Origin of the sequence: Halegenticoccus soli (assembly GCF_002844195.1) — an archaeon.
GTDB classification, from domain to species: Archaea; Halobacteriota; Halobacteria; order Halobacteriales; family Haloferacaceae; genus Halegenticoccus; species Halegenticoccus soli.
Genome location: NZ_PEND01000011.1, coordinates 24,997 through 37,010 on the forward strand (window position 1 = coordinate 24,997; position 12,014 = coordinate 37,010).

Genomic DNA, 12,014 nt, shown 5'->3' on the forward strand with positions numbered 1-12,014 from the left:
ACCCTTATCACCGTGAGCGCGATACGTGGCACGTAATGGCACACCGGACGCGAGACCGCGTCCTCCGGGTCGACCTCTCCGACGGGACCGTCCGGCGCGAGCGTGTCCCGCAGTCGTGGCGCCGACGGTTCGTCGGCGGGAAGGGGCTCGGTGCGCGGTACCTGTACCGGGACGTCCCCGCCGGCGCGGATCCGCTCGGGCCCGAGAATGTCCTCGGATTCATGCTCGGTCCCCTGTCGGGCTACCTCCCGGGAGAATCGCGGTACGCGGCGGTGACCAAGTCGCCGCTCACGGGGGCGTTTCTCGACTCGTACAGCGGCGGGGAGTTCCCCGACAGGCTCGCCGGAGCCCTGGCCGACTGTCTCGGGCTGCTCGTCGCGGGGCGGGCGTCTGATCCCGTCGCGATCGAGGTCGAAAACGGGACGGCGACGGTCGAACCGGCGGACTGCTGGGGCGAAGACGCCGTCTCGACGGACGAGCGCTACCCCGACGCCGCCGTCGCGTGCGTCGGACCGGCCGGCGAGCGGACGGTGAGCTACGCGACCATCGCCTCCGACGGGGGCGACCACCACGCGGGGCGCGGCGGCGCTGGCACGGTCATGGGCGCGAAGCGGCTGAAAGCGGTCGTCGCCCGGGGAGAACCGCCGGAGGGGCTACCCCGGCTCAGGGAGGCGTACGACGAGGCGTACAGGGAACACGACACCGGGCGCTGGCAGGCGGCGGGCGCGACCATCGAGAGCGTCGACTTCGCCAACGAGGTCGGCGTGCTCCCCACGAGAGGGTGGCAGACGAGCCAGTTCGACGGGGCGTCGGACATCGGCGTCGAGGCGGCGCGGGCGGCCGCGATGGGGCGTGAGCGCGACGGCGCGGTCCCCGGCGGTTTTCGCGTCGAAACGGACGACGGCGAGAGCGTCCCCCGCGGCGCGACGCCGATGACGCTCGGGGCGGGTCTCGGAATCGACGAGTTCGACGCGGTGGCGACGTTAGGCGCGGCCTGCGACCGGCTGGGCGTCGACGTCATCGACGCCGGCAGCGCCGTGGCGTGGGCCATGCGGGCGAGCGAGGACGGGCTCGTGGAGCGCGATCTCGCGTTCGGCGACGCCGCGGGCGCGCGCGACCTCCTCGAAGAGATCGCCCACCGCCGGGGACCGCTCGGGGACGCGCTCGCGGACGGCGTCGAGGCCGCAGCGGAGCGGTTCGGCGGCGGGGATCGAATCCCGACGGTCAAGTCGATGGCGCTCCCGGCGTACGATCCCCGGGGAGCGGTAGCGATGGCGCTCGCGTACGCGACGAGCGACCGCGGCGGCTGCCACCGTCGCGCTCGACCGATAGAGCGGGAGGTGTTCGCGGCCGACTCGTGGGACGCCGACGATCGCGTGACCGCGGTCGTCGACGCGCAGGACGCGCGATCCGTGCTGTGGAGCCTCGTCGTGGACGACTTCGCGGGCGAGACGCTCCGCGAGGACCTCGGAGCGGAGTGGCTGTCGGCGGTCGGTCTGTCGTACGATCCCGACGACCTGCGGACGGCCGGCGAACGGATCTGGACGCTCGTGCGCCTGTTCAACGCGCGCGAGGGGTTCGCGCGCGACGACGACAGGCTTCCCCAGTTGCTGCGGGAACCGCTCGCCGACGGACCCGCCGCGGGGCGCGCCCTCGATCCGGACGGCTTCGAGAGACTGCTCGACGCGTACTACGCGGCCCGGGGGTGGAGTCCCGACGGTGTCCCCGCGAGGCGGACGGTCGAACGACTCGGCCTCGACGGCGTCGTCGACGCCGACACGCCGGTCGCGGACACCGTGGCCGTCGATCCGACGGAGGTGGCGTCCGGTGACTGATCGGATCGACCTGGACGAACTCGACGCCGGCGGCGAGGCGGACGAGAAGTCGACGCTGAACCGGGGCGACTGGTTCTGGAAGGGCGAAGGAGATCCCGAGGACGAACCCGCTCCGGAGACCGGGTCCGCTCCCGAGAACGAACCCGCACCGGAGGTCGAATCCGATCCGGAGGGCCGAGTCGATTCGGCGGACTCCGAGGAGGGGACCGACCCCGGGACGAGGAGGGGGACGACTGACGCGACGACCGGCGCGGAACCGACGCACAGACCCCGCCCCCGCGTCCCCCGACGGAACGACGACAGGCCGGTCGGAATCCCGATCGAGCGAGGCGGAGGCGGCGGATCGGCCGCGGCGGAGCGCGAGCGGCGGTCCGAGACGGCTCCGCAAGCCGAGGCGAGCGGACCGCACGGCGGGGGAGCCGACGGGATGACGCTGGCGTTCACCTACGGGGCGCTCAGACGGCTCTCGAATCCGCGAGCGGCGCTCGCCGACGCCGAGCGGTGGACGGACTGGATCGGGCTCGTCGGCGGCGTGGACGCCCACGTGCTGAACAAGTTCCAGCGGGACAACGGTGTCGACGTCGACTTCTTCAACGGAACCGGAACCGATCCGGTGGAGCGGCTCGCGGAGATCGACGAGCGCTCGATGTTCTTCGCCGAACGGATGGCGCTCGTCGGGGTGACGGAGTCGGACGAGCCGATCGCCGACGCCGCCGGCTGGGAGTTCGTCCCGCTCGAAGTCGCCGCGGAGAAGGCCGGGTGGGAGGTGCTCGACGATTGAGCGCCACCCGCTGACCGGGAAGCGCCGGCGACGGCGGCGGGACACGCGTACCTTTTTGTTCGTGCGTGCGACATCATCACACAGGTGAGTCAGAATGAGTCTCAAAACCGCGCTCGGACAGTCCCGCGTCCTCACCTTCGCTGTGCTCGCGATCGCGGCGTGGCTCCTCCTGACGACGTTGAACGTCGTCGAGTCGATGGAGTCCGTCTGGAACCCCACGACCGTCGGCCAGACGGCCGCGGGCGGAATCGCGGGGGTGCTGGTGATGGCGGGCATACTCGCCCTGCTCGTCTTCCTGTACAGCGAGATCGGCGAGTCGTCGCCGGCCCCGCAGCGGTGGCCGCCGGAGGAATGACGCGGTTCGAGTGCGCCGAGTGCGGCCAACTCGGTCGCTTCGTCCACCACGAGACCGCCGGGTTCTATGCCGACTGTCCGGTCTGCGAGCGGACGACACAGTGGGAGTTCGCCTTCGAGGGCGAGGGGGTGTCGTTTTGACGATCGCCGTCGACGTCGACGACCGGTTCCTCGACGCCGTCGGGGAGTTCGCGGACGCGCGGATGATGGACGAGGAGGAGGCGCTCGCGGTGAAAGCGGAGCAGGCGCTGTTGGAGATCGAACACCTCGTCTCGGGCGCGACCGAGGTGGCGTTCTCGGTCGACGGACGGACGATCCGACACGAGCCGAGCGACGAGCTCCGCGCGTTCCTCGGCGCCCAGGCGGCCGAGACCGGCCTCGGAGAGGACGAACTCCTGAAGCTGCACGTCGATCTGTTCGCCCGCACGTTCCTCGACGACGACACCGTCCGACCGTCGAACGCCCCGCCGAAGTGAGCGGTCGCTCGATCGACCTTTTCCGGGGACAAGCACTAAGTCGGAGCGCGGCCACCGTGCGAACATGTCGCACAAGGATTCGGGCTGGAAACCGAAGTGCGGGCTGGAGAGCTACCGCGGCCACGACGTCTGGGAGTACGAGTGCGGGCCGCACGAGGTGAACCAGGGCGAGGTCGACGGCGTCATCGAGTTCGAAGCGGAGCTGAAGGACGGGCTCCGGGACCGAACGCGGTAGCGGGCGGGAATCAGTACAGCGGAAACGACCGCCGGTTCCGCGGCGGCACGTAGAAGTTCGCCCGCGAGGCGACCCTGATGAACTCGAGGATGCCGTTGTTCTTGCGGTCCGTGATCCCCTCGTGCTCCTTTCTGACGTACCAGCCGTTCATCGCCTTCCGAGTCCGCCGGAAGTCGTCGAGCCGCCGCTGAAGCGAGACGAAGTGGACGCCGGCCCGGCCGCCGTCGACCGTGTTGAAGTCCCGGCGGAGGACGATCGGCTCGCCGTCGCGGCGGACCTGCGCGACCTTCTCGTGGTGACCGACGACGCCGTGTTCGCGGCCGTGGTCCCGGACGCGGTCGCTGAACGGAACGTCGTCGCCGAAGCTCGACACGTCGGCCGGCGAAAACTCGGGCGAGAACATCCGCGCGACCCGCCCCGCGTCGGCGAGCCCCTCCCACCACGCGTCGAGGCGCTGGCGGAGGTGGCTGACGTGCATCGTCGTGCCGTCGGCGAACGGTTCCGAGTCGATGGCGACGCGGTCCTCGCCCGCCTGCGTGCGCCGACGCCCCGAGAAGAAGCCCATGAACATCGGCGCGTCGTCCGGGACGCCCCACTCCGGAATCCCCTCGGCGTCGGCGTGCGCCGCGGGCAACCCCTCCCCCAGGAACCCCGTCCGGCGCTCGGAAACCGAGAACACGTCGCCGAGGCGGCGTTCGACGGCGACGCCGTTCAACGTCGAGCGCGATCCGAACATGGCGCCGTCGACGGCCGTCAGGTGGGAGGGAACGTCGCTCGAAAGGACGAGCGCGGCGTCGAACGCTAGGAGGTCGGGGTCGTCGGTCCGCGAGAGGACCTGCGGCGGCTCGATCGGCGCGCGGTCGAGGGCCCCGACCCGCTCGAAATACGAGGTCCCCCACGCGAGCGCGTGAAAGACCCCGGCCGGCCGCCAGTCGTAGGCGGATTCCAGCGTCCGCATCGCCCGCTCGACCGTCCGGGCCGCCTCGGTCGAGGGTTCGGCGTCGAGCCGGAGCAGGAGGAGCCGCCGGTGGCGCGGCTGGACGGCGTTTCCCGCGTCGTCCGTCGGAAGCCATGCCTCCTGTGCGAACTGCCTGCGCGGCAGCCGCTCCGCGTGCGGGTTCGGCGGCAGCCCCTCCACGCCCGGTTCCGGATCGGGCCGAAGGAGTCGGCTACAGCCGGATAACCCCGCCGCCCCGGCTGCGGCCGCCAGGCGACGGAGCGCCTTTCGTCTGGTCTCCATCGTGCTACTGTATGACACGGGCAGGGTGGACAAAAGCGTTGTTTCCGCCGGAAGGGGCACCCGACAGTTTATTTCTGTGGCCCCCGAATCCGCCGGTAATGCTGTCTGCTATCATTCATCAAGGAGCGGGCACCGCGCTGGACCTTCCGCTCCCGCTCGACGTCGCACTCGCGCTGGCCGGCGTCGGGGCGGTGGTCGTCGCGGTCGTCGCCTACGACGCGTACCGGACCTACGCGGAGGTAGTCGCGTGAGGCCTCGGCGGAAGCCGTTCGACCGGGGGTGGCGCGATGGCGTCGGGTGAGGGCGAATCGCGGTCCGCGGCGTCAGCCGCGCGATTCCTCGACGGGCGGGCGGCGCTGCACTACCTCCGCGTCACCGTGTACGTTCTCGCGTCGCTGGTCGGGCTGTCGCTCCTGGTCATCGGAACCGTCGCGGTCATCGCCGAGGTGAAAGGGACGTGGCACTGGGCGATCCACCTCCAGTCGACGGTCAGCTACATGGGCGCGTTCATCGGCGCGGTCCTGATCGTGCTCGTTCCGTCGACGGCCGCGCTGTTCGTCGGACGGTGGTGGATCGATGGTTGACCGGATCGACGCCCTTCGGGGGCTCGCGCTCGCCTCGTTCGGCGGGCTCTGTCTGGTTCTCGTGGCGGTCGCGACCGTCGCGTTCGTCGCCGAGATGCACCGCACCTGGGAGTGGTACTTCAGGATGGAGCGGGCGATCAGCTTCGCCACGCCGCTTGCGCTCGGTCTGTGCGCCGCCGCGATGGTCGGCGGGTTCGGTCTCGTCTTCCTCGCACCGGAGGAGTGAGGGAGCGACGCGGCCTACGTGACCATCTGCGCGACGAGTTCGTCCTCGAACTCGACGAGCCCGCGGAGCACGTCCGCCCCCGCGAGGAACAGCGGCTCTGCGGTCTCCTCGTGGACGTCCGCCGCGAAGTCGTCGACCCACGTCGACAGGTGCTCGTCGATGAAGACGCGCTCGTATCCGAACGCCTCCTCCGCGCCGTTTCGCTGGCGCTCGACGAGGTGTCTGAGGAAGGCGAGTTCGACTGCGACGAAGTCGTTCTCCTCGCCGTAATCTCCGGGCGGTACCCAGCCGGCGGCGCGGTAGCTCGCCTCGACCTTCGCCAGCCCGGGGCCGAGGAAGTCGGTGTCCTCCCGGTAGTACGTCTCGTTCGGGAGCACTGGAGGGCGCGGGCCGACGAACACCCGCGTGTACTCCGTCCTGAGGTCCTCCCGAACCTCCGCTATCGGACGGTCGCGGTTCCCCTCGACGAACGAGTCGAGCGCCGCGAACCCGGCGTCGAGGTGCTCGTTGACCGAGTCCTCGGGCACGAGCACGTCGCCGGTCAGCACCGAGTCGAGGAACGCGGCGGTCGGGACGTCCCAGAACACCTCGATGACGAAGTCGATCAGTTCGAGGCGGGCGTCGTAGACGGCGGCGGCATCCATCACCGACCACCCCGTTCGAAGAGCAGCGTCGCGCGACACTGCCCGCAGTACTCGAAGATACTCCGATCGGCGTCGGGCGCGATTCCCTCGACGAGATCGCCGACCTCGTCGCGGATCTTCTCCGCCGAACCCCGACTCGTGAACGGCGTGCCGCAGCGGGCGCACTCGAGCATCTCGCCTTCGAAGACCGTGACCCACCGATCGCCGTCGCGGTTCTCCGGGAGCAACGACAGGTCGAGACCCGACTCCATCGTGATCGCCGTCTCCGGGCATCCCGACTCGCACAGCCCGCAGTTGACGCAGTCTTCGTGGTCGAACTGTAGGTCGCCGTCGGTCGTCCGGCGTATCGCGTCGGCCGGACAGAGGTTCGAACACGTCGGGGTGAGGTTGCACGCCTCGCTCACCTCCATCCGTCCGAAGGTCTCCAGCCCGCGGATGACGCTCCGCTCGGGTTCGACGCGTTCGAGGAGCGCACGGACGCTCTCGAGCGCCCAGTCGTGGGTGTTGAACGGCGGGTTCGGCTCGTCCGCGTCGACCCCGCCGGTCGCCTCGTGGTCGCCCGCCGGAACGGGCGACGGGTCGAGCCCCGCCTCGAACGCCGAGATCGCCTCGACGAACGAGTCCGGATCGTCCGACTCCGGCGCGAAGAAGGCGACACGCTCGCCCAGTCCGAGGTCGGCCGTCGCGACGTTGAGTCGGTCGACGAGGTCCGCCTTCGGATCCGGTCCAGAGTGCAGACACGCCTCGCCGCAGCCCACGAGCGCGACGCCGTCGGCGCCGGCCGCGAGCGCGTGGAGGACGTGCGCTTCGCCCGCGGTGTCGGCGCAGTTCACCCGGACCGGGAGGATCGGCGGGTACCGGACGTCGGCACCGCTCGCGGCCTGTCGCCCGTAGGCGCGGAGCGCGGCGGCGGCCCGCTCGGAGCAGACGAACGCCACGACGGGGGTTTCGATCCCGCTCCGTCCGCGGGAGAAGAGCCAGCCGCCGCCCTCGTCCGTCGGGTCGAGGAGCGCCTCCACCTCCCTGGCGATGCGGCGGTTCGAGGGCTCTCTGAGCGTCACCGCGCCGGTCGGACAGGAACTGGTGCACGCCCCGCAGTTCTGACAGGCCACCTTGTCGAACGCCACGGAGTCGATCGTCGGGCGGTCGACCGCCTCGTGCGGACACGCCTCGACGCACGCGTTACAGCCCACCTGGCTGGACTCGCCCGCCGCGCAGACGTCCATCTCGAGGTCGAGGAAGTCCGGCTTCGTCACCCCGCCGAGCAGGCTCTCGACGGCCGCGATCGTCGCCCCGTCGACGGGGCTGGCGTAGAAACCGACACGGCCGCCGCGGGAACGCCGCGCCGCGCCCGGGTAGACGACCTGGTCGGCCGAAATCGTCCGCTCTACACCGTCCAGGTCGATGGCGTCCGTCGGGCAGACGTCGACCCAGTCGCCGCCCTCGGCCTCCGGATCGACGTCGACCGGGTAGCTCGTGAGCGTCCCGTCGGGGCCCTCGCGGACGCACTCCATGCAGGAGATGCAATCGTCGGTGACGCGCGAACGGAGCGTCAGCTCGAAGTCCCCGAACTCGCCCTCGACGGAGACGACGCGACCGCGCTCGACCGCCACGTCCGAAAGCGAAACGTCGGCGTCGGCGAAATCGCGGCCGTCGGCGACGAGCGTGACGTCGGCGGTGTCGGCGAGCGCCGCCGCCGTCTCGGCGTCGCCGACGACGGCGACCCGATCGCCGGCCTCGCGCGACACCGACCGCGAGACGGCCTCCTCGGCCAGTCCGGCGGACGTCGCGTTGATCAGCCGCGCCGTCTTCGCGCTCGCGGCGGCCCGTTCGTGAACCCAGCCGGCCCCCTCGCGGTGGTCCACGAACGCCGTCGCGTCGGGGTGAAGCCCCTTCTCCTCGGCGAGCGCCCGGAACTTCCGCTGACACCGCGGCTCCGGGGTCGTGACGATGAGCTGATCCAGCTCGTACTCGTCGATGAGCCGCCCCATAGCCGGGAGGCCGTCCTCGCAGAGTAGACTAGAGCTGGCCACGACGTCGACGTTCTCGACCCCCTCTCGGACGCCCTCGAGGTCGATGTCGCAGGTGTCCCCGCAGGAACAGACGAATGCTCCGACGTTCATTGGTACGTGACCAGTGGTAGCACGGTGAAAGGGTTTGCGCAAAAGGAAGTGCGCGCAAAGCCGCCGGATGCGGCGGGAACGGGTGTCTTTTCGCCGATAGGACGATTGAGAAGCTTTCGTCCGGGATGAAAAAATCTACGCTACCGGAACACGAACATTAATGATCTTCTATGCTATACTATGCCATAGTATGGACATCGAACGGCACAGGAGGGCGACGGCCGGCGTTTGGGAGGACGCTCCATGAGCGCCGAGCCCGTTTCGCTCGACCTCGACAGGCGGTCGTTCATGAAGGCAAGCGCGCTCGCCGGCACGGTCGCGCTCGGCGGCGGCGGTGCCGGACAGGTGCTCGCGCAGGGCGACGACGGGGAACCGGACGGGACCGACACGGAAGGGAAGCTCACCAAGTCCGTCTGCAACTTCTGTGCGGTCGGGTGCGGGTTCCGCGGCGAACGGAAGGGGAGCGCCTTCGTCGGACAGGAGCCGTGGTTCGAAAACCCCATCAACAACGGCTCGCTCTGCTCGAAGGGCGCTTCGATCTACGGGAGCGAACACTCGCCGAAGCGGCTGAAACACCCGATGAAGAAGGAGGGCGGCGAGTGGAAGAAGATCACCTGGAACGAGGCGTACGACACCATCGTCTCCGAGCTGAAGCGGATCCGGAAGGAGTTCGGGCCGGACAGCACGATGTGGCTCGGCAGCGCCCACCACTCCAACGAGGAGGCGTACGCCTTCAGGAAGTTCTGTTCGCTGTTCGGGACGAACAACTGCGACCACCAGGCGCGCATCTGCCACTCCACGACGGTCGCCGGGCTGGCGAACACGTGGGGCTTCGGCGCGATGACGAACACGATCAACGACTACCGGAACTTCGATCTCAACGTCATCATCGGCCAGAACCCCGCGGAGGCGCACCCGATCGCGATGCAGCACATCCTCGAAGGGCAGAACCGGGGCGGCACCATCGCCTCCGTCGACGCGCGGTTCACCAAGACGTCGGCGCATGCCGACCACTTCTACCGCATCAGGCCGGGAACCGACGTCGCCCTGATAATGGGGCTCATCCGGTACCTGCGCGAGCAGGGCGAACTCGACCGCGAGATGCTCGACGGGCGCGTGCAGGGGTGGGCCGACGTCGACCGCGAACTCGACCGGTACGACCTCGACACGGTCGCGGACATCACCTGGATCTCGAAGGAGGATATCAGGGAGCTGGGCGACCTCATCATCGAGAACAAGCCCAACGTCCAGATCGAGTGGGCGATGGGCGGAACGCAGCACAACAACGGCACGCAGAACATCCGATCGTACGCGCTCTTGAGCCTCGCGTCGGGGAGCGCCGCGAGGAGCGGCGGCGGCCTGCAGGTGATGCGCGGACACGCGAACGTCCAGGGGGCGACGGACCTCGCGGTCGCCAGCCACATCCTCCCGGGGTACTACTCGGTCTCGTCGCCAGGATCGTGGCAGTACTGGGCCGACGTCTGGTCGAAGAGCCCGTACACCAGCGGGACGATCTCCTTCCGCGAACTGTACGACAAGTACGACCTGATGCCCCGGGACCTGTACACCAGACAGGACGAGTACGTCAACTACGAGAAGGACGGGGGCGAGGGCGACGCGGCCGGCTCCACGAGCGAAGGCATCGACGACTCGTTCCCGAGCGAGCGGTCGATGATGTTCCAGAACGGGTTGACCGTCGCCCGCTGGTTCGAGGCCGCGATTCCGAAGGAAAAGCGGCTGGGGAAGTCGGAGCTCTACCAGCCGAACCCCGTGAAGGCCGCGATCTTCTGGGGGCACTCGGCCAACTCGATCAGCGAGATGGACAGGATGCGTCAGGCGATGGAGAACCTCGACCTGCTCGTGGTCGTGGACCTGTTCCCGTCGCTGGCGAGCGTCATGGCCGACCGCGACGAGGGCGTGATCCTCCTGCCCGCGGCGAGCCAGTACGAGCACTACCGGTCGGTCACGAACTCGCACCGATCGGTGCAGTGGAGTGAGCCGGTGCGCGAACCGTCGCACAACACCAAGCCGGATCTCCAGATCATCCAGGAGCTCGCCGACCGTCTCGGGTTCGGCGCCCACTTCGACTGGGGGAACGGTCCGGAGCTCTACAGCGGGAAGAGCACGTACCAGGACGTACTTCGGGAAATTAACCTCGGCGTTCGCACGATCGGCTACCAGCAGGATCCGGAACGGCTGGAGCGACAGCACGAGTACGACTGGGCGTTCAGCACCGAGGACCTGAAGGCGAGAGAGGGCCCCGTCGCCGGGGAGTTCTGGCAGCTGCCGTGGCCGTGCTGGGGCCAAGGCCACCCGGGGACGCCGATCATCTGGCGCGACGATGTCGATCCGCGCGAGGGCGGCCACGACTTCCGCACCCGGTGGGGCGTCCAGGCGCCGACGCCGGAGGAGTGGAACGGGATGACGACCCCGACGAAGAACTACCCCCTGCGGGCGACGTTCGACCGGCAGGGACAGAGCGGTCTCGACCTGGTCCGGACGCCGTACCAGCCGAACTGGTGGAACGGCGGGGAGGTCCAGGGCGTACCGCAGTACCCGGGCTACACGACCGCGCTGCCGGACGACCCGCGAAACTCCGACGCGATCGCGCTCCCGGTTCAGTACGCGCTCGATCCGACGAAGTCGGTGTACGACGCGGCGCAGGCGGTGAACGAGAAGTACGACTGGGCCGACTACGACCTCGCCCAGTACGAGCCGTACGACAACCCGCAGCCGGACCCGCCGACGGGTCGGGGGCGGGCGCGAGCCGTCGCGTGGAACTTCCTAGATCCGATTCCGGTTCACCGCGAGCCGATCGAGAGTCCGCGGCCGGACCTGGTCGAAACGTGGCCCGCCAACGGCCAGCAGCGGAACTTCTACCGCCTCGATCAGAACAACGCGCCCGTCCAAAAGCGGGCGACGACGAGAGCCGCCGAGGAGAACTTCGACGTGATCATGACCACCGGCCGGCAGGTCGAACACCAGGGCGGCGGATCCGAGAGCCGCTCGAACGTCTTTCTGGCGGATCTCCAGCCGCACATGTACGCCGAGATCACGCCGAAGATGGCGGACGAACTCGGCGTCGACGGCGGCGACCTCGTCGTCGTCTCGACCACCAACCGCGGCTCCGTGCTGGTGAAAGCGAGGGTGACGAACCGGCCGAACGACAGGGAGACCTTCCTCCCGTTCCACTGGGGCGGCGTCTTCAAGGGCAAGAACCTGGAGGAGCGGTACCCCGACGGGACCGTCCCGTTCGCCATCGGCGACAGCGTCAACATCATCACGTCGCCGGGATACGACGTCGAAACCCAGATGCAGGAGACGAAGGCGGCGATGGTGAAGATCCGCCCGGCGACGCAGGAGCTTGTCGACGAACTCAACATGGACGTCGATCTGTCGACGTTCGAGTTCCCGCAGGACCGCGACGGCATCGGCACGCAGAAGGACTTCGACGTTCGCGACTCGAAAACAGTTCAATGAGGCGATAAAATGTCAGCGGAAAACCCGAAAGACAGG

Annotated in this window: 13 protein-coding genes; 10 read left to right on the top strand and 3 right to left on the bottom strand. The window is 69.2% G+C overall.

Annotation, left to right across the window (positions count from 1 at the left end; genetic code table 11):
• The first annotated feature begins 35 nt into the window (after window positions 1-35).
• The 6 genes from CNO20_RS21495 to CNO20_RS23590 all read left to right on the top strand — a co-directional run bounded on the left by CNO20_RS21495 (window position 36) and on the right by CNO20_RS23590 (window position 3,681).
• Window positions 36-1,835: an aldehyde ferredoxin oxidoreductase family protein gene (locus tag CNO20_RS21495; protein WP_101298263.1), complete on the top strand. Its 1,800-nt coding sequence runs from the start codon at window positions 36-38 to the stop codon at window positions 1,833-1,835.
• Window positions 1,828-2,616 (top strand): DUF7124 domain-containing protein, encoded by a 789-nt coding sequence (locus tag CNO20_RS21500; RefSeq protein WP_101298264.1) that lies wholly within the window; start codon window positions 1,828-1,830, stop codon window positions 2,614-2,616. Before CNO20_RS21495 ends, CNO20_RS21500 begins: the two co-directional genes overlap by 8 nt.
• Before the next feature lie 94 nt (window positions 2,617-2,710).
• Complete coding sequence (locus CNO20_RS21505) at window positions 2,711-2,971, top strand: hypothetical protein (RefSeq protein WP_101298265.1); 261 nt, start codon at window positions 2,711-2,713, stop codon at window positions 2,969-2,971.
• Entirely contained in the window at window positions 2,968-3,111 is a 144-nt protein-coding gene (locus CNO20_RS23130; RefSeq protein ID WP_158237464.1) for a hypothetical protein, read from the top strand. The genes CNO20_RS21505 and CNO20_RS23130 overlap by 4 nt, the downstream gene beginning before the upstream one ends.
• Complete coding sequence (locus tag CNO20_RS21510) at window positions 3,108-3,446, top strand: hypothetical protein (RefSeq protein WP_101298266.1); 339 nt, start codon at window positions 3,108-3,110, stop codon at window positions 3,444-3,446. Before CNO20_RS23130 ends, CNO20_RS21510 begins: the two co-directional genes overlap by 4 nt.
• Window positions 3,447-3,510: 64 nt before the next feature.
• Window positions 3,511-3,681: a hypothetical protein gene (locus CNO20_RS23590; protein WP_199174957.1), complete on the top strand. Its 171-nt coding sequence runs from the start codon at window positions 3,511-3,513 to the stop codon at window positions 3,679-3,681.
• Window positions 3,682-3,691: 10 nt separating this feature from the next.
• Here the strand turns inward: CNO20_RS23590 and CNO20_RS21515 are convergent, their stop codons facing one another.
• Complete coding sequence (locus CNO20_RS21515) at window positions 3,692-4,921, bottom strand: DUF7405 family protein (RefSeq protein ID WP_101298267.1); 1,230 nt, start codon at window positions 4,919-4,921, stop codon at window positions 3,692-3,694.
• A gap of 98 nt (window positions 4,922-5,019) precedes the next feature.
• Here CNO20_RS21515 and CNO20_RS23135 point away from each other — a divergent pair, with 98 nt between their 5' ends.
• From CNO20_RS23135 to CNO20_RS21525, 3 genes are read left to right on the top strand one after another with little or no spacing between them, the layout of a single operon-like run.
• Complete coding sequence (locus CNO20_RS23135) at window positions 5,020-5,172, top strand: hypothetical protein (RefSeq protein WP_158237465.1); 153 nt, start codon at window positions 5,020-5,022, stop codon at window positions 5,170-5,172.
• Between the two features lie 36 nt (window positions 5,173-5,208).
• Window positions 5,209-5,505 carry a hypothetical protein gene (locus CNO20_RS21520; RefSeq protein ID WP_199174958.1) on the top strand — a complete coding sequence of 99 codons (297 nt, stop codon included), beginning with the start codon at window positions 5,209-5,211 and terminating at the stop codon, window positions 5,503-5,505.
• Window positions 5,498-5,731, top strand: a complete 234-nt coding sequence (locus CNO20_RS21525) for a hypothetical protein (protein WP_101298268.1) — start codon at window positions 5,498-5,500, stop codon at window positions 5,729-5,731. The genes CNO20_RS21520 and CNO20_RS21525 overlap by 8 nt, the downstream gene beginning before the upstream one ends.
• Before the next feature lie 14 nt (window positions 5,732-5,745).
• Here the strand turns inward: CNO20_RS21525 and CNO20_RS21530 are convergent, their stop codons facing one another.
• Window positions 5,746-6,375: a TorD/DmsD family molecular chaperone gene (locus CNO20_RS21530; RefSeq protein WP_101298269.1), complete on the bottom strand. Its 630-nt coding sequence runs from the start codon at window positions 6,373-6,375 to the stop codon at window positions 5,746-5,748.
• The gene (locus tag CNO20_RS21535; RefSeq protein ID WP_101298270.1) at window positions 6,375-8,498 is read right to left on the bottom strand and encodes a hydrogenase iron-sulfur subunit; all 2,124 of its coding nucleotides are present in this window, start codon (window positions 8,496-8,498) and stop codon (window positions 6,375-6,377) included. Before CNO20_RS21535 ends, CNO20_RS21530 begins: the two co-directional genes overlap by 1 nt.
• Before the next feature lie 243 nt (window positions 8,499-8,741).
• On the opposite strand from CNO20_RS21535, the gene CNO20_RS21540 reads away from it, so the two are divergent.
• Window positions 8,742-11,978: a molybdopterin-dependent oxidoreductase gene (locus CNO20_RS21540; protein ID WP_101298271.1), complete on the top strand. Its 3,237-nt coding sequence runs from the start codon at window positions 8,742-8,744 to the stop codon at window positions 11,976-11,978.
• Window positions 11,979-12,014: the final 36 nt, after the last annotated feature.

Excerpts from the sequence above, each read along its gene's own strand:
- CNO20_RS21495 (WP_101298263.1), top strand. The coding sequence starts at position 36 with ATGGCACACCGGACGCGAGACCGCGTCCTCCGGGTCGACCTCTCCGAC.
- CNO20_RS21505 (WP_101298265.1), top strand. The coding sequence starts at position 2,711 with ATGAGTCTCAAAACCGCGCTCGGACAGTCCCGCGTCCTCACCTTCGCT.
- CNO20_RS23130 (WP_158237464.1), top strand. The coding sequence starts at position 2,968 with ATGACGCGGTTCGAGTGCGCCGAGTGCGGCCAACTCGGTCGCTTCGTC.
- CNO20_RS23590 (WP_199174957.1), top strand. The coding sequence starts at position 3,511 with ATGTCGCACAAGGATTCGGGCTGGAAACCGAAGTGCGGGCTGGAGAGC.
- CNO20_RS21515 (WP_101298267.1), bottom strand. The coding sequence starts at position 4,921 with ATGGAGACCAGACGAAAGGCGCTCCGTCGCCTGGCGGCCGCAGCCGGG.
- CNO20_RS23135 (WP_158237465.1), top strand. The coding sequence starts at position 5,020 with ATGCTGTCTGCTATCATTCATCAAGGAGCGGGCACCGCGCTGGACCTT.
- CNO20_RS21520 (WP_199174958.1), top strand. The coding sequence starts at position 5,209 with ATGGCGTCGGGTGAGGGCGAATCGCGGTCCGCGGCGTCAGCCGCGCGA.
- CNO20_RS21525 (WP_101298268.1), top strand. The coding sequence starts at position 5,498 with ATGGTTGACCGGATCGACGCCCTTCGGGGGCTCGCGCTCGCCTCGTTC.
- CNO20_RS21530 (WP_101298269.1), bottom strand. The coding sequence starts at position 6,375 with ATGGATGCCGCCGCCGTCTACGACGCCCGCCTCGAACTGATCGACTTC.
- CNO20_RS21535 (WP_101298270.1), bottom strand. The coding sequence starts at position 8,498 with ATGAACGTCGGAGCATTCGTCTGTTCCTGCGGGGACACCTGCGACATC.
- CNO20_RS21540 (WP_101298271.1), top strand. The coding sequence starts at position 8,742 with ATGAGCGCCGAGCCCGTTTCGCTCGACCTCGACAGGCGGTCGTTCATG.